3 protein-coding genes are annotated in these 24,379 nt (G+C 67.8%); all 3 read right to left on the bottom strand.

The genetic code is table 11. The features are described from left to right. From CR152_RS24780 to CR152_RS24790, 3 genes are read right to left on the bottom strand one after another with little or no spacing between them, the layout of a single operon-like run. Positions 1-1,764: an ABC transporter ATP-binding protein gene (locus CR152_RS24780; protein ID WP_099879427.1), complete on the bottom strand. Its 1,764-nt coding sequence runs from the start codon at positions 1,762-1,764 to the stop codon at positions 1-3. After that, positions 1,761-3,353 (bottom strand): MBL fold metallo-hydrolase, encoded by a 1,593-nt coding sequence (locus tag CR152_RS24785; protein ID WP_099879429.1) that lies wholly within the window; start codon positions 3,351-3,353, stop codon positions 1,761-1,763. Before CR152_RS24785 ends, CR152_RS24780 begins: the two co-directional genes overlap by 4 nt. Next, the gene (locus CR152_RS24790) at positions 3,350-24,379 is read right to left on the bottom strand and encodes a non-ribosomal peptide synthetase (protein ID WP_099879431.1); all 21,030 of its coding nucleotides are present in this window, start codon (positions 24,377-24,379) and stop codon (positions 3,350-3,352) included. Before CR152_RS24790 ends, CR152_RS24785 begins: the two co-directional genes overlap by 4 nt.

Genomic DNA, 24,379 nt, shown 5'->3' on the forward strand with positions numbered 1-24,379 from the left:
TCAGCCGTGCATCGCCGGGCGCTCCGGCACGTTCTGGAACTGGCGCGCCACCAGCCTCGCATAATAAGGATGAGAGCCTATCAATTCATGATGGTTTCCGGCGCCCGATATTCTTCCTCCCTCCAGAAAGTAAATGCAGTCCGCATGCATGACAGTGGCCAAACGATGCGCAACGACGATGTTGGTACGCCCCTGCATCAGCGATTCGAGCGCTGTTTTCACCTGGTGCTCGGTTTCGCTGTCCAGGTTCGAGGTCGCCTCATCCAGGATCAGGATGGCCGGGTTGCGCAAGAACATGCGGGCGATGGCGATCCGTTGCCGCTGGCCGCCAGAGAGGTTGTTGCCCTGCTCGATCAGCAGCGTGTCCAGTCCCTGCGGCATCTGGTCGATGAACGCCAGCGCACCGGCTTTTTCGGCGGCCGCCAGCACCATCGCGTCGGTGTACCGGCCATCCAGGCCGTAGGTGATGTTCTCGCGCACGCTGCCGGGCATGATCGGCGCCCCTTGGGCCACATAGCCGATCTTGCTGCGCCAGTCGGCCAGCCCAAGCTGCCCTATCGGCACGCCGCCGTAAAGCAGCTCGCCTTCCGACGGCTGGTAAAAGCGCTCGATCAGAGACAGGATCGTGGTCTTGCCATTGCCGCTCGCCCCAACCAGCGCCGTCGTCGTCCCGGGCCGGAACACCAGATCGAGCCCTTCGAGGACCTTGCGCTCCTGGCCAGGGTAGGCAAACGACACGCCCCTGAACACCAGCGTGCCATCCCCGCTATCGCAGGTGGCGCGCGCGGCGCCCTGCTCTTCTTCGCGCTCGTCGAGCAGCGCGCCGATACGGCTGGACGCGCCCTTGGCCTTTTGCAGCTCCGCGGCGAAATTGGTGAGCTGGATCAGCGGCGCGGCCACGTTGAAGATGTAGAGGATGAAGGCGGTCAGGGTGCCGATGGTGATCGCCCCGCTGCTCACCCGGCCAGTCCCGTAGACCAGGATGATGATGATCGCCGCCGTCAGCGCCAGGCCGATGACCGGTTCGAGCGCGGCGTTAATTTTCGAGGTCTTCAAGCCGAGGCGCCGCAGCTCCGCGATTTCCTCCCCGCTGCGTGCGCGCTCGCGCCCTTCCGCGGTGAACGCCTTGACCAGACGTATTTCGGAAAACACGTGGGTCAGGATGCCGCCCAGCTTGGCCGTGCGATCCTGCGTGCTGCGCGCCAGCCCTTCGAGCAGCAAGGCCAGGGGGACGACCACGCCGAAGGCGCCCGCCACGCAGCCGAGCAAGGTCAGAGTCAGGCGCACGTCGAGCATCAGCAGTACGCCAACCGACCCACCCAGCAGCAGCACGCCGGTGAGCAGGTTCACCGCCTGCTTGGTGGCCAGGTCGGAAATGGCATCGCAGTCGCTCAACACGCGGCTGACACGCTCGCCCGTGCTGTCCTGGTCGAAGGCCGCCACCGGCAGCTTGAGCATCTTATCGACCAGCATGGCGCGCAGGCTCGCCACCAGCCCATGGCCGACGCGCGCCAGCAGGTAGGCCGACAGCGCCGACGCCAGCGCGGCGCCAACCAGAATCGCAGCCAGCAAGCCGATACTGAGCGGATCGGTCTTGCCTGCCGCCAGTTCGTCCACCACGCGCCGCGCCAGCAAAGGAAAGCACAAGGTGCCGGCTGCCGACACCAGTGCAATGGCCGCGGCGGCGCCCAGCTGGCCCGCGGACGGCCGGGCGACGCGCAGCAGCCGCCATAAAAGGCCGTACGACGTTGCGGCCCCGCTCACAACATCAGTTCCATCTTGCCGAACAGGACATCGGCCTGCTTGCCCTGCCCGCGCACGGTCTTCTCGACGATGCGCGCTTCCTTGAACTGGGTCGACTCTTCGGAGTACATGATGCTGGTGATGTGCGTGAGCCAGGGTTCGGCCCCCATTGCGTAGATGAACAGGCGCTTCGGATCGAAGTATTCCTGCATCTTGAGGGCCTTGGCGGCGTCGCACCCATCGAGCCGGCGCGACTGGTCCTCGCCGCGGGTGAGCATTTTTTGCAGCAGGGGGCCGTACAGCCAGGTCGCCGGCGCGCCGACGCACTCCATGCCGAGGAACAGGCAGTCGATCCGCGGCATCATTTTCTTGAGCGGCTCGTAGAATTCCGGCGCCGGTGGATTCGAATCGGCGAAGAACAGGCACGCCGCGCCCTGCATCTCGATGCCGAAGGCGAGCTTGGTGCGAATATCGAGATCGGCGTGTTCGCCGTAGAACGGCGCGCCGATGATGCGTCCACCCTCGAACTCCAGCGTTTCGTACTCGCCCAATTCCACCACGCGCCCGAAACCGCAGCGCAGCAGCATCAGCTTGAGCGATATATCCTGCAGGTTGCCGCCGCCGGCACGCCCCACCACCACGCAATCGACCTTGCTGCGCAGGCGCAGCAGCGTTTCGAAGACGATGTGATCCTGGTGCGGGTGCGTGATGAGCACATAATCGAGCCGCTCGGGCAGGTCGTCGAACGTGAAATGGTCGATGCGCGACTCGTCCGGGTAGCTGATCAAGGGATCGATCAGGATGCTCACGCCGCCGCACTCCATCAGCACGCAGGCATGGCCCAGGTAGCGGATGCGCACCGTGTCGGCCGGTCCGCCCCGATGGCCCTCGGCCACGCGGCGCTCGATGAACATGGTTTCCAGCAGCGGCATGTCGCGCGCCGGGTCATCCACGCGCGGGCGCAGCATTTCCATCAGTTCGGCCGCATCGTGGGCGCCGCCGTGCAAGTGGTTCCACAGCGGGTCGCCGAACGGCAGGCGCAGTTCGACCGAGCTGTCGCGGCGCTTGATCTGCGGTGTACTGAGGACGAAAGTGCGCGGCTCGTAGGTCGCTTTTTCGAGCACGCAGGTTTGCAGCGAGGTGTCGTACAGCGGGCTGTCGTAAAACACCGATTCGATGAAGCGCACATTGGGCTGTTTGCACAAATCGTACGACAGCTCGACGCCGTTGCGGATCTGCGGATCGATCTGGGCGTACAGGCCGGGCACGCCCGCGCCCTTGGCCTGGTTTTGCAGCATCTGGTACATCGCGCCGATGGCGTCGGCGCAGCGCAGTTGCGGCGCGCAGCGCTCCAGGGTGCGGTCGCGAAAGCGCGCCATGTCGGCCGGGTCGTCCGCGTAGTTGATGAACGGGCCGCCGAGCAGCTCCGGAATCAGCGCCGATTCCAGGTGCTGGGCCGGGTCTTCGATGAACGACTCGAGCATGGCCAGGTGCGCGTGCTTGGTGTACAGGCTGAAAGTGAGGGGCGACACCAGATACGGATGCGCGAACCACGAATTGACCAGTGGGACGCTGCGAACATTCGGTGCGAGGGATTTCAGGGTTTTCATTGGCGTTTCGCTTTGGAAGAAGAGTTGATGAATGGGTTGAGCGGCATCACGTCGGCATCGACCGCCCATGCGTCGGCCGCGGCGCCGGCCAGCAGGTCGACGAACGGTTGCTTCAGGATGTTCATGTGATTGCTGCCTGCGAGCGTTTGCACATCGACCCGGTCGGCCAGGCGCTGCCAGCGCGCCAGCTTCTCGGGAGCCGACATGGCCGCCCTGCGCGCCGAGCCGGCCGTCTCGGCCACCTCGGCGTTGACAAGCAGGATCGCGCCCGCATATGGGCCAGCCGGCTCGTAGCTGGTATTAAGGTGGCTGCCGAACACCCGCAGCAAGCCTTGCAGCTTGTCCACCGGCGTGCGCGGTGGCAGAACCCCGGCCGCGGTCAGCCGTTCCATCAGGTGCGCCAGTTGTCCCGCTTCGTCCAGGCCAGCCAGCCTGGCGCGGTCCACGCCGAGCGCCTGTCCGCGATCCATCTCCAGCAGATCGATGAACAGGGTCAGGGTTTGCAGGCGGTCCGAATGGCGTACCGGCCCGGGTGGCTCGCAATCGACCAGTACCACCTGCGCCACCGTTTCGCCAGCCTGCACCAGCAGGCGCGCCAATTCCAGCGCGATCCAGCCGCCGAACGAGTGACCCAGCAGGCGGTACGGCCCGCGCCCTGCGTGCGCGCGCACTTCGGGCAGATAGGCGCGCGCGGCCGCCTCCACGGTGGCATGCGGCACGCAGCTGCCGTCGTGGCCCCGTGCCTGCAAACCGATCACCGGTTCCGCGTCGCCGAGGGCGTGCACCAGCGGCAGGAAGGCGGTGACGTTGGCGCCCGCGCCTGGTATGCAGAACACCGGGGAGTGTCCCTTGCGGCCCGACTGCAGGGTGATGGCCGCCTTGTCGGGCGCCACCGCCTCCAGCGTCGGCAGCGCTTCGGCGTCGGCAAGCACGCGCTTGATGCGCGCCGCCAGCGTTTCGATGTACGGCTCCTCCATGATGGTCTTGTGGTCGCCCCCGATGACGCTCAGGTGCAGGTGGCGGCGCAGCAGCGCGTGCCAGCCGATCGAGGGATCGGCGCCTTCGGCCGGCTCGCCCGCGAACAGGTGCACGGAGATCGGCAGCGGCTGCGGAACATAGTTGGCGCAGGCCAGGATCAGCTGCGCGAAGCGCGCCGAGCGCCACGTCAGCTCCTCGGTAGTGAAGGCGGCAGGCAGCCATCCGCGTTCGCGGCAAGTGGCGACGGCCGCATCGATGCTGCCCAATGCCTGCAAGTCGCGCACCCGCATCATGTCCAGGCTCGTGTCGAGGTAACTGGCGTACACCTCCAGGAACACCCAGCGCATCGCCGCTTCATCCGGCATCGATTCGGCAGCCTTGTAGCCAGGCCGGCCGCTATCGATCAGGCCGAGGAATTCGACGGTTTCATCCTCGCCCAGCAGCTGGTGCGCCATTTCGTAGGCGATCAGCCCCCCGCCGGACCAGCCGGCGAGGCGGTACGGGCCGTGCGGCTGCACCGTGCGGATCACGTCCAGGTAACGGCGCGCCAGCGTCTCCATCCGCACTGGCTGGCCGGCGTCGGCGCGGCCGGCCTGCACGCCGTAGACCGGCATGTCGTCGCCAAAATGGCGCGACAGCCTTTCGTACGACAGCACCTCGCCCGTGGGTTCGTGCAGGAAGAACAGCGGCCGGCGCGCACCGCCCAGGCGCAGCGGCACCAGATGGTGCGACAGCGACAGTGCCGCCGAACGCTGGATGCGCGCGGCGACATCCTTGAGCACGGGGCTGTCGAAAATGCTGCGCATCTCGACTTGCATTCCCTGCTGGCGCAAGCGTTCGACCATCTGGATGGTCAGCAGCGAGTGGCCGCCCAGCGCAAAGAAGTTATCCTCGCGGCCCACCAGATCGACGTCGAGCAGCTCCGCCCAGATGCCCGCCAACACGGTTTCCACCTCGCCCTGCGGCGCGGCGTACTGATTGCGGGCGTAGGCCGCGCCTTCCGGTGCCGGCAAGGCCTGGCGATCGAGCTTGCCGTTGGGCGTGAGCGGCAAGGCATCGAGCACCATGATCGCGGCCGGCACCATGAATTCGGGCAGCACCTGCGCCAGGGCCGCACGCATCCGCTGCGCATCGACCTCGCCGGTACCGGCAACCACATAGGCCACCAGGCGCTTGTCGCCCGGCCGGTCTTCGCGTACCGCCACGACCGCATCGTGCACGCCATCCTGGCGCCGCAGTTGCGCTTCGATCTCGCCGAGTTCGATGCGCAGGCCGCGCAGCTTGACTTGATGGTCATTGCGACCCAGGTAGTCGAGGGTGCCGTCGGCAGTCCAGCGTCCCAGGTCGCCGCTCTTGTACATACGCGCCCCGTCATGGCCAGCGAATGGATCTGGCACGAAGCGTTCCTGCGTCAGCTGCGGCAAATTGAGGTAACCGCGCGCCACGCCCACGCCGCCGATATGGATCTCGCCCGCGACACCGGTGGGCACCGGCTGGCCGTGGCGGTCCAGCAGGTAGATCGCGGTATTGGCGATCGGCCGCCCGATAGGTGGCGCCCCTGCCGGGCCGCCCGCCACGCACGGCTGGAAGGTGGCCCAGATCGTCGCTTCGGTCGGGCCGTAGGCATTGACGAACGCCCTGCCCGCCGCCCAGCGCTCGACCAGCTCCTGGCTGCACGCCTCCCCCGCCACGACCAGGGTGCGCACCCCCGCCAGGCCGGTGCCCGGATCGAGTCCGTTCAACACCGCCGGCGTCAGAGTGACGTGGGTGATGTCGTGCGCGGCCAGTGCCTCGGTCAGTACCGGGCCGGCGAGCAGCGCGCCGGGCGCCGGCACGTGCAGGGCCGCGCCGTGGCACAGCGCCATGACCAGCTCGAACACGCAGGCGTCGAAACTCGGCGAGGCGCATTGCAGCACGCGGCTGGCCGGGTCGATCGCCAGCGTGCGGGCCTGTGCCTGCGCCACATTGCACAAGCCGCGGTGCTCGACCATCACGCCTTTCGGCTGCCCGGTCGATCCCGACGTGTAGATCACGTACGCCAGGCTGGCCGGAGTCAGCCCGACCGCTGCCGGATCGGGATCGGTGAGCGGCTGGCGCAGCCATGGCTGCGACTCGCCATCGAGGACCAGGACCGGCACCGTGGCCGCCGCCGGCATGCCCGCCACGGTCAGCAAGGCCACCGGCGCGCTGTCGCGCAGCATGTAGTCGAGCCGTTCGCGCGGATAGGCCGGGTCCAGCGGAACGTAGGCCGCGCCAGCCTTGAGCACGGCCAGGATCGCGACGACCAGCTCCACGCCGCGCGGTGCGCAAATGGCGACGCGCGCGTCAGGCTGCACGCCCAGACTGCGCAAATGATGCGCAAGCTGGTTGGCGCGTTCGTTGAGCTGCCCGTAGTCCAGGCAGCGGCCCTGGTGCTCCAGCGCCGCTGCCCGTGGCGCGCGCGCCACCTGCTGCTCGAACAGCTGGTGGATGCACAGGCTGTCCGGGAACGGCTGCGCGGTGTCGTTCCAGCGCACCAGCAATCTTTCGCGTTCGGCCGCGTCAAGGACGTTAATTCCCCATGCCGGCAGGTGCGGCGCCGTCTCGAGCGCCCCGACCAGTCCATTCAGCGCCTGCGCCATGTACTCGCATACCCGCTGCGGATCGACCGGTTCGGCAATCTGCGCACTCAGGCCGAAACCATCGCCCAGATCGTCCACCGACAGGCTGAATGGATAGTTGCTGCGTTCTTCCGCGGCCAGCACCGTGATGCCCTGCGCCCAGGTGCCGGTGACGCTGTCGCTGGCCTGCTGCCCGCTATGGCGGTAGTTAAGCAGTGCCGAGAACAAGGGTGTGCCGGCTGCCAGTGCGCTGCTGCGCTGCGCCAGGGCGAGCGACGCGTGCTCGTGCTGCATCAGCTGCGCCAGCAGCGCGTGCGTTTCACGGATGCCCTGTTCCACGCTCACCTCACCGAGGGGCACGCGCAGCGGCAGGGTGTTGATGAACAGGCCCATGGTGCGTTCGGCACCGGCGCCCGGCTGCATGCGGCCGAACAGCACGGTGCCAAACACCACGTCCTCGCGGCCGGTCGCCTGCCCCAGTACCTGGGCCCAGGCCCAGTGGAACAGGCTGGCCGCACTGACGCCGAAGCTGCGGGCCTGGCGCCTGATGCGTTCCGACAGCGCTGGCGCAAGCAGTTGCTGCGCCTCGTGCACGGTGCTGCCGTCGCCCTGCACGTTGGCCAGGCCAAACGGCGCCGTCGGCTCGTCGACATCGCCCAGCATGCTGCGGAAAAAGGCTTCGTGCTCCTCGCGGCTCACGCCCAGTCGCGCCTGGGCCACGAAATTGCGGAACGGGACAGGCGGCGGCAGCTCGTCGGCGCGTCCGGCTTCGATCATCGCCATTTCGTCGAACAGCAGGTCGAGCGTGGTGTGGTCGGTGACCAGGTGATGCTCGAGCAGCAGCAGCAACCAGCGTCCATTGTCCGGATCGGGCGCGGCAAAACCGCGCATCAGCGGGGCCTGACCGAGGTCGATGCGCATGCTGCGCGGATCGGCATGGGCGCGCAGCATGGCGGCTACGTCGCCGTTTGCGAGCGCCGGCGTCTCCAGCACGAACGGCGCTTCGCGCCACACCACCTGCACCGGCTCCGGCAAGCCTTCCCACTGCACTGAGGTGCGCAGGGCATCATGGCGCGCGATGACCTGCCCCAGTGCCTGCACGAAGCCGTCGAGCCGCTCGCGCGAATCGAACGCCAGCGTGGCTGCCGACAGATACAGGTCGCCTTCGGCCTGCAGCAGGTGGTGGAACAGGATTCCCTCCTGCAGCGGCGCTAGCGGGTAGATGTCCTGCACATTGGCGACACCGCCGGCGACCGTGCCCGCAATGCGCGCGATCTGTGCAGCGTCGAGCGCCACCAGCGGCAGCATGTCGGGCGTGATCGCAGTGCATGAGGACGGGATGCGGTTCGGCGGCACCACCACCTCGCGCGCCTCCTGCGTGCCGGCGACGCCGGCCAGACCGGCGACCGTCGGCCGCAGGAACAGGGTGCGGATGTCGACCGGCATCTGGCTGCGGCGCATGCGTTCCATCAGCTGCACGGCCAGCAGCGAGTGGCCGCCGAGTTCAAAGAAATTGTCGTCGCGGCCGACGCGCTCGACGTGCAGCAGTTCGGCCCAGATCCGCGCGAGCGCGTTTTCCGCCTCTCCCTGCGGTGCGCAATAGGCACGCTGCGCATAAGCCGATCCTTCCGGCGCGGGCAAGGCATGGCGATCGAGCTTGCCGTTCGGCGTGAGCGGCAAGGCATCGAGCGTGACGAAGGCGGCCGGCACCATGTAGTCGGGCAGTACCTGCGCCAGGGCAGCGCGCAGCGCCCCGGCATCGGCCGCGCCAACGACGTAGGCCACCAGGCGCTTGTCGCCGGGATTATCCTCGCGTGCCAGCACCACGGCTTGGCGCACGCCGCTCTGCCTGGCCAGTTGCGCCTCGATTTCGCCCAGCTCGATGCGAAAGCCCCTCAGTTTCACCTGATGGTCGTTGCGCCCGAGGTATTCGAGCGATCCGTCGGACAGCCAGCGCCCCAGGTCGCCGCTCTTGTACATACGCGCCCCGGCGTCGGATGCGAACGGATCGGGCACGAAGCGCTCCTGCGTCAGCTGCGGCAGGTTCAGGTAACCGCGCGCCACGCCCACACCGCCGATGTGGATTTCGCCGGCGACGCCAGGGGGCACCGCTTGGCCATGGCGGTCCAGCAGGTAGACCGGCGTGTTTGCCACCGGGCTGCCGATCGAACGCGGATTGGTGCCGCGTTGGCAGGTCAGTATGCTGGCGTTGATGGTCGCTTCGGTCGGACCGTACGCATTGACCAGCACCGGACGGTGGCCGGGCCGGGCCCACCATGCGTCGAGCGCGGCGGCGGCTACGCCTTCGCCGCCGATGCTGATCTGGCGTAGCGATGCCGGCAGCGCCACGTGCGGCGCCTGGGCGATCTGCTGCCAGAACATGGTCGGCAGGTTGGCAACCGTCAGCGCATTCGCCTCAGCCAGTTCGCACCAGCGCTGGGCGTCGGCAATCCACGCTGGCGAGCCCAGTACCAGGGTAGCGCCGCTCACCAGGGCGCCGAAGATCTCCTCGACCGACATGTCGAAGCTCGGCGCGGCAAATTGCAGCACGCGGTCGGCGGGTCCGAGCGCGTACAGGCGTTGGAGCGCCGTGATCTGGTTGCACAGGCCACGGTGCTCGATCATCACGCCTTTCGGCGCACCGGTGGAGCCGGAGGTGTAGATCACGTACGCCAGGTGCGACGCAGTCAGGCCGATTGCCGCCGGTTCCGGATTACCGGTCGGCTGGTGAAGCCAGGATGGCGCTTCCAGCTCGCTCTGCGTGAGCAGCGCCACCGGTGCGCTGTCGCGCAGCATGTAATCGATCCGCTCCTGCGGATAGGCCGGGTCCAGCGGTACATACGCGGCGCCGGCTTTCAGGACGCCCAGAATGGCGACCAGCATGTCCAGGCTGCGCGGCGCGCAGATGGCCACGCGCTGGTCCGGCTGCACGCCGAGCTGGCGCAAGTGATGCGCCAGCTGATTGGCACGCGCATTGAGTTCGCCGTAGCTCAGTGCCCTGCCCTCCTGCTCGGCCGCGGTCGCGTGCGGGGTGCGCTCCACTTGCTGTTCGAACAGCTGGTGGATGCAGGCGTTGTCCGGATACGGCTGGCGCACATGCCGCCATGCCGCCTCCAGTTGCTGGCGTTCGCCCGCGTCCAGCAGGTCGATGCGGTCGAACGCCTGGCTGTCGTCGCGCACCATGCCTTCCAGGACCGTGCGCAGGCGCGCCAGGTGCCGTTCGATGGTGGCGCGGTCGTACAGCGCGGCCGCATATTCCATCGTGCCGACAATGTGCTCGCCGCTTTCCTGCAGGGTCAGCGACAGGTCGAAAGCGGTGCTGCGGTCACTGCGCTCCGGCAGTTCTTCCAGGCGCAGGTCGCCCAGTTGCACGGCGTCGTGCGGCATGTTCTGCCACGCGAACATCAACTGGAAGATGCTGCTGTAGTTCAGCGCCCGCTCCGGATTGAGAACCTCGACCACCTGCTCGAACGGCACGTCCTGGTTGCTTTGCGCTTCCAGCACGCGCTGCTTGGCCTGGGCCAGCAGGTCGGCCACCGTGGGGCTGTCGCTGACATCGAGCCGCAGCGCCACAGTGTTGACGAAGAAGCCGATCATGGGTTCGAGTTCGACCCGGCCGCGATTGGCGACGGGCGAGCCGATGACGACTTCGTCCTGGCCCGCCAGGCGCGCGGCCAGCGCGGCCCATGCCGCCAGCAAGGTCATATACAAGGTGGTGCCGTGCTTGCGCGACAATGCCTTCAGACCGGCGCACAGGGCGGGATCGATGGTGAAGGACAGGCTCTGGCCCGTATAGTCCTGCATCGCGGGCCGCGGGCGGTCGCTCGGCAGGGTAATCAAGGCAGGAGCGCCCGCCAGTTGCCGCTTCCAGTAGGCCAGCTGCTCCTGGGCCGGCGCCGCGCCCAGCCAGCCACGCTGCCACAGGGCGTAGTCGGCATATTGCACCGGCAACGGCGGCAGAGGGTCAAGATCATGCGCCGGCCCATCGGCCGCGTAGGCGTTGTACAAGGCGGTCAGTTCACGCGCCAGCACACCCATGGACCAGCCGTCCGACACCACATGGTGCACCGTCAGCAGCAAAATGTGTTCCTGCTCGCCCAGGCGCAGCAGGCGGGCACGGATCAGCGGACCTTGGCCCAGGTCGAGCGGGGTACTCGCTTCCACCCGGCTCCAATGTTCAACACCCGCCTGCGGCTGCGCGTCGGCGCTCAGGTCATGGCGCACCAGGGTCAGGCCGGTGCTGGCGGCGATGCGCTGCACCGGAGCGCCGTCGACCAGCTCGAAATGGGTGCGCAGCGCTTCGTGGCGGTGCACGATGCGGTCCAGGGCGCAGCGCAGCGCGCGCTCGTCGAGCCGGCCATGCAGGCGCATGCCGCCGCTGATATGGTAGGCGGCGCTGGCGGCCTCGCCCATCTGGGCGATGAACCACAGGCGCTGCTGCGCGAACGAGACCGGAATGTCAAGCGGGCGCGGGCCGGCCACCAATGGCGGCAAGCCTTGCGCCGGCGCCTTGTGCGCCAGGGTTGCTAATGCATGCAGCACCGGCTGGGCAAACAGGTCCGACAGCGCTACCTCAAGGCCGAGACGCTGGTGCAGGCGCGAGATCATCTGCACCGCCAGCAGCGAATGGCCACCGAGTTCAAAGAAGTGGTCGCGCCGGCCGACCTGCTCCACCTGCAGCAGTTCGCTCCAGAGCGCGGCCAGAGCCGATTCCACCGGGCCTTGCGGCGCCTCGTAGACGCGGGTGCTGAAAGCGCCATCCTCTGGCGCCGGCAAGGCGCGCCGATCAAGTTTGCCGTTCGGTGTGAGCGGCAAGGCGTCCAGGCAGACGTAGGCCGCCGGCACCATGTACTCCGGCAGACGGCCGGCCAGGTGCAGGCGCAGCGACTCCGGCGTGCACAGTTCCGGTTCCGGGGTGCTGAAGTACGCCACCAGCCGCCGCTGGCCGGGCTGGTCCTCGCGCGCCAGCACCACGCAATCGCGCACGCCGGGAGCGGCCAGCAGCACCGTTTCGATTTCGCCCAGTTCGATGCGGAAGCCCCGCACCTTGACCTGCTTGTCGACCCGGCCGACGAATTCGATGTTGCCGTCCGCGCGCCGCCGTCCGAGGTCGCCGCTGCGGTACATGCGCGCCCCCGGGGTACCGGCAAACGGATCGGGGATGAAGCGTTCCTCGCTCAATTCGCGGCGGTTCAGGTAGCCGCGCGCAATCCCGGCGCCGCCGATATGGATTTCGCCGGCCACGCCCAGCGGCACCGGCGCATCGTGGGCGTCGAGCAGGTAAATACGCTTGTTGGCGATCGGCTGGCCAATCGGCGGGTCGCCAGCCTGCTGTGCATCACAACGGAAAACCGTGGCGCACACCGCGGTTTCGGTCGGACCGTAACCGTTGATCAGGGTGCGGCCGGCAGCCCAGCGCCGCACCAGTGCCTGGCCCGACGCTTCGCCAGCCATGACCAGGGTCGTGATCGAATCCATGCGCGCGCTGTCGGGCAAGGCCGCCAGCACGGCCGGCGGCAGGATCGCGTGGCTGATGCCATGCTTGTCGGCGACGGCGAGCAGGCTGTCGCCGGCCAGCGGCACATCGGACGCCACCATGTACAAGGCCGCGCCATGGCACAGCGCCAGGACAACCTCGAAAATGCAGCCGTCGAAACTGAACGAGGAAAACTGCAGGATGCGGCTGCGGGAGGTAACGCCGAAACTGTCGATCTGCGCCTGCGCCAGGTTGCACAGGGCGGCGTGCTCCATCATCACGCCCTTCGGCGTGCCGGTCGAACCGGAGGTGTAGATCACGTAGGCCAGATGCGCGTCGGTGAGGCCCAGCGAGGCCGGATCGGGATTGGTGGCCGGTTTATCCTGCCATGGCGCGGCCAGGTCGTCCAGTTCCAGCACGGTGGCGGTGAGCAGCGCGCGGCTGGCCGGCAGCCGTTCCTGCAGGTCGGCGTGGGTCAGCACGACGCGCGGGCGGCTGTCGTCGAGCATGAAGGCCAGGCGCTCGGCGGGATACCCTGGGTCGAGCGGAACGTAGGCCGCGCCGGCCTTGAGCGTGGCCAGCAAGGCGACGATCATGTCGGCCCCGCGCGGCAGCGCAATAGCGACGCGCATGTCGGGCCGCAGGCCCAGCTTGATCAGGTGATGCGCAAGCTGGTTGGCGCGCGCATTGAGTTCGGCGTAGCTGAGCGGTGCGCTGCCGTCCACCACCAGCGCGGCGGCATCGGGCGAACTGGCCGCGTGCAGCTCGAACAGTTGATGGATGCAGCGGCCAGCGTCGATCGCTGCAAAGGTATCGTTCCAGCCCTCGAGCAGTTGGCTGCGTTCGTCGGCGGGCAGGATTTCCAGATCCCGGCTGGTGGTGGCCGGCGCATTGTCGAGCGCATCGGCCAGATGGTCGAGCGCCGCGTGCATGTAGCGGCACACGCGCATCGGGTCGATCGGACGCTGGGCGTTGGCTGTGAGCGAAAATGCTTCCCCATGGTCGTCCACCTTCAACACCAGCGGGAAGTTACTCAATTCCTCGCCGTGCAGCACCTCCATCCCTTCCCATACCTGCTGCGCCGGTGGGCTGTGACGGTAATTGAATCCTGCCGAGAACAGCGGCACCGAGGCCGCCATGCCGCTGCAGCGCTGGGCCAGCGACAGTGGCGCGTGCTCGTGATGCAGCAGTTGCGCCAGGCGTTCATGGGTATCGCGCACGGCCGCTTCGACCGGAGTGTCGTCAAGGCGAATGCGCACCGGCAGCGTGTTCATGAACAGGCCCAGGACCCGGTCGGCGCCGCTGCCGCCATGCATGCGCCCGAACAGCGCGGTACCGAAGACGACATCATCGCGCCCGCTGGTGCGCGCCAGTACCTGCGCCCATGCGAGGTGAAACAGGCTGGTGGCACTGACGCCAAGGCGGCGCGCATGCTGGCGCAGGCGGAGGGCCAGCGCCGCGTCGAGCGGCAGACGCGCCTCGTCGACGTTGGAACCGTCGCCCTGCATGTCCAGCAGGCCAAATGGCGCGGTCGGTTCGTCGACGTCGCCCAGCATCTGGCGGAAGAACTGCTCGTGTTCCTGCACGCTCACGCCGAGGCGCGCCTGCGCCACGAAATTGCGGAAAGGGACAGGCAGCGGCAATTCCTGCGCGCGGCCGGCCTGGATCAGCGCCATTTCCTCGAACAGCACGTCGAGCGTGGTGTGGTCTGTCACCACGTGGTGCAGCAGCAGTTGCAGCAGCCAGCAGCCGGTCTTGTCGTCGAAAGCGGCAAAGCCGTGCATCAGCGGCGCGCGCCGCAGGTCGATGCGGAAGTGGCGCGGGTCGGCATGGGCGCGCAGCTCGGCCGGTGTATCCACGCCGGGCAGGGCCAGTGTTTCGACGTTGAACGTCGCTTCGCGCCAGACCACTTGCACCGGCTCCGGCAAGCCTTCCCACAGCAGCGCGGTACGCAGCGCATCGTGACGCATGACCACCTGCTGCAAGGCGCCTGTAAAAGCATCGAGCCGCTCGCGCGAGTCGAACGACAAGGTGGCCGACAGCAGGTAGGCATCGCCCTTGTTCTGCAGCAGGTGATGGAACAGGATGCCTTCCTGCAGGGGCGCGAGCGGATAGATGTCCTGCACATTGGCGGCGCCGCCGGGGACGGTGGCGACAATGCGTGCGATCTGTTCGGCGTCCAATGCGACCAGCGGCAGCATGGCCGGCGTGATCGTGGTGCAGCCGGCCGGAATGCTGTTGGGCGGCACCACCACGTCGCGCCGGCCGGCTTGCCCGGCCTGGTCCACCGCTTGTGCCAACGCGGCCAGGGTCGGTTGCGAGAACAGGGTGCGGATGTCGGCGAACAGCTCCTGGCGGCGCATGCGCTCCATCAGCTGCACGGCCAGCAGCGAGTGGCCGCCCAGTTCGAAGAAGTGGTCGTTGCGCCCTACCCGCTCCACTTGCAGCAGGGCGGCCCAGATGGCGGCCAACGCGGTTTCGGTCGGGCCTTGCGGCGCCTCCCAGGTGCGCTGCGCATACGCCGAGCCTTCCGGCGCCGGCAGTGCCTTGCGATCGAGCTTGCCGTTCGCGCTCAGGGGCAAGGAATCGAGCACGACGCAGGCGGCGGGCACCATGTACTCGAGCAGCTCGCGCGCCAGCGCCGCGCGCACTAACTGCGTGTCGACCTGGCCAACCAGATAGGCGACCAGGCGCTTGTCGCCCGGACTGTCCTCGCGTGCCAGTACCACGGCTTCGCGCACGCCCTCCTGGCGCACGAGGTGCGCTTCGATTTCGCCAAGTTCGATGCGCAGGCCGCGGATCTTGACCTGGTGATCGTTCCGGCCGAGGAATTCGACGCTGCCGTCGGCCAGCCATTGGCCCAGGTCACCGGTCTTGTACATGCGCGCGCCCGGCTTGCCGGCGAACGGATCGGCCACGAAGCGCTGGCGCGTCAGTTCGTCGCGGTTCTGGTAACCGCGCGCCACCTGCACGCCGCCGATGTGGATTTCGCCAGGCACGCCGACCGGCGCCGGCTGGCCGTGTCGATCGAGCAGGTAGATGGCGGTGTTGGCAACCGGCCGGCCGAGCGGGATATTGTCAGGCAAATCGACGCCGGCGCAGTGCCAGGCGGTGACATCGACGGCAGCTTCGGTCGGGCCGTACAGGTTGTACAGCTGCGCGTCTGGCGCGCATTGCCGGAAGCGCCGGGCCAGGGCGCCGGGCAAGGCTTCGCCGCTGCACATGACCCGTTTCAGGCCGGTGCAGCGCTCGGCCGCGCCGCCATCGATGAACGCCTGGAGCATCGACGGCACGAAGTGCACGGTGGTGATGCCGTGTCGCTCGATGGTATCGGCCAGATAGGCCGGGTCTTTATGTCCATCCGGGCGTGCCATCACCAGGCGCGCGCCATTCATCAGCGGCCAGAAAAACTCCCATACCGACACGTCGAAGCTGAACGGCGTCTTTTGCAGCACCGCGTCGCCCGCATCCAGGCAGTAAGCTTCCTGCATCCACAGCAGGCGGTTGACCACGCCCAGATGCTCGTTCATCACACCCTTGGGCTGGCCAGTGGAGCCGGAGGTGTAGATCACGTACGCCAGGTTCGATGGGCTCAGGCCCAGTGCCGCAGCGTCGGGATTCTTGCCCGGGAGCGCATGCCATGGCGGATTGGTGGCGTCGAGCTGCAGCACGGGCAGGTCCGACGGTACGGTGAGGTGGCGCGCCAGACCGGCCTGAGTCAGCAGGACGAGCGGAGCGCTGTCCTTGAGCATGAAGGCCAGGCGTTCCTCCGGATAGGCCGGGTCGAGCGGCACATAGGCGCCGCCGGCCTTGAGCACGGCCAGCAGCCCGACCACCATTGCGACGCCGCGCTCAAGGCACAGCGCGACGCGCTGGTCCGGCCCCACGCCGAGCATGCGCAGATAGGCGGCCAGGCGGTTGGCCTGCTCGTTCAATTCGCCGTAGGTCAGGCGCGTGTCGTCGACCTCCAGCGCGACGGCGAGCGGGTTACTCCGCACCTGCGCTTCGATCAGTTCGTGGATGCACAGGTCCTGGCGGTAGTCGCGTGCGGTGTCGTTCCAACCGCGCAGGACCTGCTCGCGCTCGGCCGCGTCGAGCAAGCCGGCGAACAGATGCGCGCCGTCCGGCTCGCGCGCCATCGTCACCAGGGCCGCCTGGTAGGCCGCGGCGATGCGTGCCGCCTGGCGCGCCGATAGCCGCGCCGGGTCGCGTTGCAGCGACAAGGTCAGCTTGTTTCCTTCCTGGGCCGCGTTGAAGGTCAGCGCGTGGTTGGTGGCTTCAAACGCCTGGCCTTCCAGGAATTGGAGTGACTCCACATTGCGCAAGCCGTCGTAGACATAGAAATTGACGAAGTTGAAGGCCGACTCGAACAGCGCGCGGCGCCCGTTTTCCTGCATGATGCGGGCGTACGGGTAGGCGCGGTACGGCATCACCGCCAGTTCCGACTTGAAGGTGGCCACGATCAGGTCCTTCCAGCTGCCTGGTTCGATCGCCTGGCGCAGGGGCAGCGTGTTCAGGTACAGGCCAAGCACCTTGTCGCCATCCTGTTCGGCCGGACGCGAATGCGAGACCATCCCTGTCAGTACGTCACTCTCGCCCGAGAACAGTGCCATCACGCGCACGTGCGCGGCCAGTAGCAGTGTACGCAAAGGCACGTGCAGCTCGCGCGCCAGGGCTTCCAGCTGCGCTGTCACGCCTTCCGGCAGCGTGATGGCGGCTGTGCGCGACGCGTCGACGTCGTTGTCCGCATCGCGCGGCGGCAGGCTGGCGACCGTGTGGCCAGCCAGGTAACCGGTCCAGAACGCGGTGGCTGACGATGAGGCGAGGATAACCTGTTCGGCGGCGACGGCCTGCCTGAAGCTGCACGCAAGCGCCGGGGCGTCGATACGCTCGCCTGCCCGCAAGGCTTGATATACCTGGAACAGTTCGGTGACGAACGATGCCACGCTCCAGCCGTCCAGGATCGCATGGTGGAAGCTGAGCGTGAGCTGGAAGCTGTCGTGGCCACGTTGATGGATGAAGATCCGGAACATCGGCGCTTCGCCCGGCGCAAAGCCGTTGCCGCGCTCCTGGCGCAGAAAGTCGCTGATCAGGTGTTCCTGCCGCGCCGCGTCGAACGCGCTGATGTCGCTGATGTCGACGGCGATGCGTGCGCCCCTGTGCACCAGTTGCAGGGCGACGCTGTAGGTACGCAGGTCGAACGACGTACGCAGGACCGGGTGGCGCGCCACGACCGTGTCCAGCGCCTGTTGAAACACCTCGGCATTCCAACCCTCGATGCGCAGGTGATGGCTGAAGACATCGTGATACACGCTGCCGTCGGCCGACATCTGGTTGTGGAATACCATGCCCAGTTGCAGGCAGGTCAGTTCGTAGGCGTCTTCGACGTCGCCTGGCAGCAGCGCGGCGTCGGCGGGCGAGAGCGCCATCGCGGTTGCGGCGGGCGCGCTGGCGGCGGCGTCGGGCTGGGCGCGCGCCAGTGCGGCGGCGACACCGGCTACCGTCAGGTGGCTGAAAATGTGCTCGATGGCGAGCGCTAGCCCTCGCTCGCGCGCTTTCGAAACGATTGAAATGGTGCGCATCGAGTCGCCGCCCAGGGCGAAGAAGTTATCGTGCACGCCGACCCGGTCGATCCCGAGCACGTCGGCCCAGATCGACGCGATGCATTCTTCGGCAGGGTTGCGCGGCGCGCAATAACCCGCGTCGCTGCGCGCCACATCCGCCGCCGGAAGCGCCGCATGGTCGAGTTTCCCGTGCACGGTCAGCGGCAGGCTGTCCAGGCAGACGATGTAGGCCGGTACCATATAGTCCGGCAGGATCTGCGCCAGCTCCTCGCGGATTGCCATGCCGTCGCCATGGGCCGCTCCGTCGCGCGGCACGACGTAGGCGGCCAGGCGCTTTTCGCCCTGGGCGTCGTCGATTGCCAGCACCACCGCCTCGCGCACGGCGGGCAGGTGCAGCAGGCGCGCCTCGATTTCGCCCAGCTCGATGCGAAAGCCTCGCACCTTGACCTGGGCATCGTTACGGCCCATGAATTCGATCGATCCGTCGCGCAGACGCCGGCCAAGGTCGCCGGTGCGGTACAGGCGCTGGCCGCCGCCGGGCTGGAACGGGTCGTCGATGAAGCGTTCGGCGGTCAGCTCTAGCCGGTTCAGGTAGCCGCGCGCCACGCCCGCGCCGCCGACATGCATTTCGCCGACCATGCCGATTGGCGCGGGGCGGCCCTGCGTATCGAGGATGTGCACGGCCAGGTCGGGAATCGGCATGCCGATCGGGCTGCCGCTGCCCTGCGCGTCCGCCGGGGTGAGCTCGCGGTAAGTCACGTGCACGGTCGTTTCGGTGATGCCATACATATTGATCAGGCGCGTGCGTTCGCCATTGCGGGCGTACCACGGCTTGAGCATGGCCGGTTGCAGCGCCTCGCCGCCGAAGACGACGTAGCGCAGGCTGTGGGCGGCGTCGCTCGCCCCCTGGCTGGCGATGAAGCGGCGAAAGGCGCCGGGTGTCTGGTTCAGAACTGTCACGCCCTCCGCGCACACCAGCTGGTAAAAGTCGTCCGGCGAGCGCGCGGTGGCCTGCGGCACCACGACCACGCGGCCGCCATGGAGCAAGGCGCCCCACATCTCCCATACCGAAAAGTCGAAGGCGTAGGAGTGAAACATGGTCCAGACATCGTTCGGGCCGAAGCCGAACCAGTGGGCGGTGGCGGCAAACAGGCGCCCGACGTTGGCGTGTTCCACCATCACGCCTTTCGGCAGGCCGGTCGAACCCGAGGTGTAGATGATGTAGGCCATGTGGTGCGGCAGCAGCCCGACGGCGTCCGCGCGCGGGTTGGTCGTGGCGTTGTGCGCCCAGGCAGGCTGGCTTTGCGAGAGGTCGAGCACCGGCACGGCGTGTTCCACTCCCTGCAGCGCGCCCTCATGGGTAATGAGCACCTTCGGTGCGCTGTCGTGCAGCATGTGCGTCAGGCGCGCGGCCGGATAGGCCGGGTCGAGCGGCACATACGCGCCGCCGGCCTTGAGCACGGCCAGGATGGCGACCAGCATGGTGTGGTCGCGCTGCACGCAGATGGCGACCCGGTCGTCCGGCCCCACGCCCAGCGTACGCAGGTGATGCGCGAGCTGGTTGGCCAGCGCGTTCAGGTCACGGTAACTCAGGTCCGTATCGCCATGGCGCACGGCGATGGCATCCGGCGTACGCTCGACCTGCTGTTCGAACTGTTCGTGAACGCAGAATGGCTGCGCGAAGCTGCACACGGCATCGCTCCACGGCGCCGCGCCGTTTGCGGCGGCGACAGGGGTGCGTTCGCCCTTTTCGAGCGCGCCGGCCAGTGCTTCCAGTTCGCGCAATACGTCGTCGCAGATCTGGCGCGCTTCGACCGGCAATGCCACCTGTACGGTCAGCAGGAAATCCTGGCCCAGGTCATCGACCGACAGGCCGAATGGGTAGTTGGTGCGCTCCTGGGAGGACAGCACCTCGATGCCTTCGTCCCAGCCGCCTTCGGCCTGTTCGTCGCGGCCGGCGCTGTGGCGGAAGTTCAGCAGCGCCGAGAACAGCGGTTTGCCGGCCGGCAGAGCGCTGCAGCGCTGCGCCAGCGACAGTGGCGCGTGCTCGTGGCGCACCAGTTGCAGCAAGGTCTCGTGAATGGCGCGCAGTTCTTCCTGCACGCTGGCTGCGCCTAGGCGCACTCGCAGTGGCAAGGTGTTGATGAACAGGCCCATGGCGCGGTCGGCGCCGGCGCCGCCCTGCATGCGGCCGAACAGCACCGTGCCGAAGATGACATCGTCAACCCCGCTGCCCTGGGAGACGACCCTGGCCCAGGCCCAGTGAAACAGAGTGGCCGCACTGACGCCGGCGGCGCGCGCCTGGCGGCGGATGCGCTGCGACAGCACGGGCGTGAGGCGGCGCTGGACTTCCTCGACGTTGCTGCCATCGCCCTTGACGTCGGCAAGGCCGTAGGGCACGGTCGCTTCGTCGACGTCGCCCAGCATCTGGCGGAAGAACGCTTCGTGCTCCTGCGCCCTGCCCTCCAGGCGCGCCTGGGCCACGAAATTGCGGAACGGGACCGGCTCGGGCAGTTCGTCGGCCCGGCCGCCCTGGATCGCTGCGATCTCCTGGAACATGACGTCCAGGGTCGTGTGGTCGAGGATCATATGGTGCAGCAGCAGTTGCAGCAGCCAGCGCCCGCTCTTGTCGTCAAACGCGCTGAAGCCGTGCAGCAGCGGCGCCGTGCGCACGTCCAGGCGCACGTGGCGCGGATCGGCCAGGGCGCACAGTTGGGCGACCGTATCCCCCGCTGGCAGTGCCGGGGTGTCGACCGTAAAGCGCGCCTGGCGCCAGACCACTTGCACCGGTTCGCTCAAGCCTTCCCACAGGATGGCGCTGCGAAGCACGTCATGGCGGTCGATCACCTGCTGCAGCGCCGCGACAAAACCATCCATGCGCGCGCGCGAGTCGAAGGCCAGGGTAGCCGACGACAGGTAAGGGTCACCCTCGGCCTGCAGCAGATGGTGGAACAGGATGCCTTCCTGGAGCGGCGCGACCGGGTAGATATCCTGGATCGCTTGCATCCCTCCCGGCACGGTGCTGGCGATGCGCGCGATCTGGCGCTCGTCCAGCGTCACCAGCGGCAGCATGGCGGGGGTAATCTCGGCGCAGCCGGCGGGAATGGCATTGGGCGGCGCGGCCACTTCGCCGCCGCCAGTGCCGGCGGCCTGGTCCACCGCATGCGCCAGCGCGGCCAGCGTCGGTTGCGAGAACAGGGTGCGGATGTCGGCGCCCAGGTGCACGCGGCGCATGCGTTCCATCAGCTGCACGGCCAGCAGCGAGTGGCCACCGAGTTCGAAGAAGTGGTCGTGGCGGCCGACTTGATCGAGTTGAAGCAGCTCGGCCCAGATGGCGGCCAGCGCCGTTTCGGTGGCGCCTTGCGGCGCCTCGTACGAACGCTGGGCGTAGGCCGAACCTTCCGGCGCCGGCAGCGCCGTGCGGTCCAGCTTTCCATTGGCGGTGAGCGGCATGGCACCGAGCACAACGCAGGCGGCGGGCACCATGTAGTCGGGCAGTTCGCGCGCAAGGGCCTCGCGCACGGCGCCGGTGTCGACGTCGCCAACCAGGTAGGCGACCAGGCGCTGATCGCCGGGACTGTCCTCGCGCGCCAGCACGACCGCTTCGCGCACGCCGTTCTGGCGGCTCAGATGCGCTTCGATCTCGCCCAGCTCGATGCGCAGGCCTCGGATCTTGACCTGGTGATCGTTTCGGCCCAAGAACTCGATGGTGCCGTCGGCCAGCCAGCGCGCCAGGTCGCCGCTCCTGTACATGCGCGCGTCCGGGAGCTGCGAAAACGGATCCGGAAGGAAGCGTTCCTGCGTCAATTGCGGCTGGTTCAGGTAGCCGCGCGCCACGCTGGCGCCGCCGATGTGGATTTCGCCCGCCACGCCCACCGGGACCGGCTGGCCGTATCGATCGAGCAGATAGATGCTGGTGTTGGCAATCGGACGGCCGATGTGGACCACGGCGTCGCCGGCACCAATGCGTCCCGATGTCGCCACCACCGTCGCTTCGGTCGGTCCGTAGTTGTTGACAACCTCGAACCCAAGGCCGGCCGCTGGTGGTTTGCCCAGGCGGTCGCCGCCGACCAGCAGGGTCCTGAGAGGCTTTTTGGCGCCGGCCTCGCGCTGGAAGGCGATGTCGGCAAGCGCCGTCACCAGGAAGCTGCTGTGCAGCTCCTGCTTCTCCCACCAGTCCAGTAGTGCCACCGGATCGCCCGCGGCGTCGGCCGGCGCCAGGGCCAGCGCAGCGCCCATGCACAGCGGCGGCCAGACTTCCCAGGTGCAGGCGTCAAAGGCGATCCCCGCGGTGCTCGATGCGCGTTCGCCCGCGATCAGCGGAAAGGCGTCGGCGTGCCAGCCGACCAGGTTGGCCAGATTGCGGTGTTCGACCATCACGCCCTTCGGCTTGCCGGTCGATCCGGAGGTGTAGATCACATACGCCAGGTTCGATGGCGCCAGGCCGGTCGACGCGCGTTCCGGATTGCTGGCCGGCTGATTGGTCCATGGCGCGAACGGGGCATCGAGTTCCAGCACCGCGGCCGTCATCAGTGCGCGGCAGGCCGGCAGGCGCTCCTGCACCGACGCTTGCGTGAGCACCACCTTCGGACGGCTGTCGTCGAGCATGAAGGCAAGGCGGTCGGACGGGTATTGCGGGTCGAGCGGCACGTAGGCGCCGCCGGCCTTCAGCGTGGCGAGCATGGCCAGTACCAGTGGCGTACCGCGTTCGAGCGCGATGGCCACGCGCGTATCGGGGCGTACGCCGAGTGAGATCAGATGGTGCGCCAGCTGGTTGGCGCGCTCGTTGAGAGCCTGGTAGGTGAGCGATTCGCCGTCCGCTTCCAGGGCGGTCGCGCCGGGCGCCTGCGCGGCCCGCCGCTCGAACAGTTCATGGGCGAAGGCGTCGCTGTACTCGCGCGGGGTATCGTTCCAGTCCACCAGCACCTGGCGCCGCTCGGCCTGGCCGAGGATGGCGATCGACGCCACCGGCTGGCTGTCGTCACGTACCATGCCTTCGAGCAGGGCCTTGAAGTACGCGGCGTGGCGTTCCATCGTGGCGCGCTCGAACAGCGCGGTGGCAAAGCCCAGGCGGCCCATGATGCGTCCGCCCGCTTCCTGCATGTCCAGCGCGAGGTCGAACTTGGCGCTGTGATGGTCGAATTCGAGTTCGCGCAACTCGATCTGGCCAAGCTCCAGCGCTTCGCGCGGCGTGTTCTGCCAGGCGAACATCAATTGAAAGATCGGGCTGTGCGCGAGTGTACGCTGCGGATTGACCGCTTCGACCACCTGCTCGAACGGTACATCCTGGTGGCTTTGCGCCTGAAGCACGCATTCGCGCACCTGGGCCAGCAAGTCGCTCACGCTCGGATTGGCGCTCACGTCGATGCGCAGCGACAGTGTATTGACAAAGAAGCCGATCAGCGGTTCCAGCTCGACCCGGGTGCGGTTGGCAACCGGCGAGCCGATGACCACCTCGTCCTGGCCGGCCAGGCGCGCGCACAGGGCGCTCCATGCCGCCAGCAAGGTCATGTACAAGGTGGTGCCGTGTTTGTGTGATAGCGCTTTGAGCCCGGTGCTCAGATTCGCATCGAGCTCGAAGCCGATGCTTTGGCCGGTGTAATCCTGCACCGCGGGGCGCGGCCGATCGGTCGGCAGCGTGAGCAGTTCGGGGGCCCCGGCCAGTTGCCCGCGCCAGTAGCCCAGTTGCTGCTTCTGCACGGCGCCATCGAGCCACTGGCGCTGCCACAGGGTGTAGTCGGCGTACTGCACGGGCAGCGGCGGCAGCGGGTCGTCCCAATGCGCCACGCCTTCGTCGGCATAGGCGCGATACAGCTCGCCCAGTTCGCGCATCAACACGCCCATCGACCAGCCATCGGAGACGATGTGGTGCAAGGTAAGCAGAAGGATGTGTTCCCGCTCGCCGAGGCGAAGCAGGCGGGCGCGGATCAGCGGCGCGCGTCCCAGGTCGAACGGTTCGGCCGCTTCGTGGCGGCTCCAGTGGGCAATGGCCGCCTGGCGCGCATGCGGGTCGTCCGCGCTGATGTCGTGCCGCACCACGGCGAAGCGTCCGTGCGGCTCGATGCATTGCTGCGCGCGGCCATCGACCAGCGCGAAGCGGGTGCGCAGCGCTTCGTGGCGCTGCACGATGCGGTCCAGCGCGGCATTGAGCGCGTCTTCGTCGAGGTGCCCGTCGAGCGCCAGGGCACCCGGAATATGGTAAGCCACGCTGGCTTCCTGCCCCATCTGGGCGATGAACCACAGGCGCTGCTGGGCAAACGACAGCGGCCACGAGCCGCCAGGCGTTGCGCGCACGTCGATCGGCTCGCGCTGGGTGGAACCCTTGCGCTGGAGTTTGGCGGCCCGCGCGCGGGCCAGCAAAGCTTCCCTCTCGGATGGATCCAGGTTTTCCAATGATGCGTTAGTCAT

The sequence above is a fragment of the Massilia violaceinigra genome (assembly GCF_002752675.1).
GTDB lineage: Bacteria > Pseudomonadota > Gammaproteobacteria > Burkholderiales > Burkholderiaceae_D > Telluria_A > Telluria_A violaceinigra.

What these genes read in the sequence shown, in the direction of transcription:
- CR152_RS24785 (WP_099879429.1), bottom strand. Translation starts at nt 3,353, where the DNA reads ATGAAAACCCTGAAATCCCTCGCACCGAATGTTCGCAGCGTCCCACTG.
- CR152_RS24790 (WP_099879431.1), bottom strand. Translation starts at nt 24,379, where the DNA reads ATGACTAACGCATCATTGGAAAACCTGGATCCATCCGAGAGGGAAGCT.